Annotated in this window: 1 protein-coding gene; it reads left to right on the top strand. The window is 52.9% G+C overall.

Annotation, left to right across the window (positions count from 1 at the left end):
• On the top strand, positions 1-900 hold a 900-nt coding region (locus QP970_RS11565; protein ID WP_284869965.1), incomplete at its 5' end, for an IS3 family transposase.
• Positions 901-1249 lie beyond the last annotated feature (349 nt).

Here is a 1249-nt window from a genome sequence, read left to right as displayed (position 1 = left end):
CTGGTGATCCGCTTCCAGTTTGTCTATGACCACCGAACCGAATACTCGGTTAAGCGGATGTGCCACGTGTTAAAGCTGAATCGTTCCTCGTTTTACAAGTGGGTGAGCACCCGCAAAAAGCGCAGGTTAAAGATATATTCTGACGGTCTTATTGGTGCAAGAATCACAACCATCTTCGATGATGAGCATGGTCTTTATGGGGCTAAACGCATCGCCGCAAGCCTTAAGGAAGACCCGGTGTATACCCCGGTCAATCACAAGAAGGTTGCACGCATCATGAAATCCATGGGACTAAAAGGCTTTAGCAAACGGCGTCGATGCATCACCACCAGGCGCAAGCCTGGTCACCGTGTCATGCCGGATTTACTAGGCCGCAAGTTCACCGCTGACGAGCCGAACCGTGTGTATGTCGGCGACATTACATACCTGCCGTGTAAGGGCGGCAAGAACATGTATTTGGCCACAGTCATTGACACGTATTCACGTAAACTTGCAGGTTATGCACTCGCAGACCACATGCGGGTCTCACTGGTCATCGATGCCCTAGCCCACGCACATGGTGTGCGTGGCAGTCTTGACGGGGCTATTTTCCATTCTGATCACGGCAGTGTGTACACCTCACAAACCTTTAGGAACTACTGCTCGTCGTTAGGTGTCCGCCAGTCCATGGGAGCGGTGGGAACTAGTGCCGATAATGCCCTGGCAGAGTCATTTAACGCCACCTTAAAGCGAGAAGTCTTGCGTGATCGGAAAGTCTTTGACAACCCAATTACCTGTCGCCAAGAGGTCTTCCGGTGGTGCATGCGCTATAACACGCGCCGGCGGCACTCCTGGTGCAATCTCGTAGCGCCTGATGTCTTTGAAACCAAGTCTTCGGCTATACTGACCACAGCAGCATAGCTAGCCCCCGATGTGTCCACTTTCCGGGGGTCAGGCCCCCCACCGTCAGTTACAGATACACCACGCTACTGGACGCAACCATTCAAAGGTGAACTGTGCTGTCGTGTTTTAGGCTAATGCGCGCGCGGGGGTTTCGCAATACTCTCACGCTGGGACGCTCGCCATTCCTCCCTTGCTACAGGTAAGAGTTGTGCAGTCGTGTGATTGAAGTGCCCCGGGTTTTGTTCCTAGGCATTTGCCTTGATTTCCATTATTGCCTGTTGTGGGGTCTTCTTCCAAAACTCGGTTTCCACCTCGGCTGGGGTTCGGTATCCCAAGCTTTGGTGGAGCCTTACCTCGTTCCACCATG

Source organism: Corynebacterium sp. MSK073, from assembly GCF_030232085.1.
Lineage (GTDB): Bacteria > Actinomycetota > Actinomycetes > Mycobacteriales > Mycobacteriaceae > Corynebacterium.
Note: the sequence above shows the minus strand (reverse complement) of the source record. Positions and strands in the feature narration are given on the sequence as shown.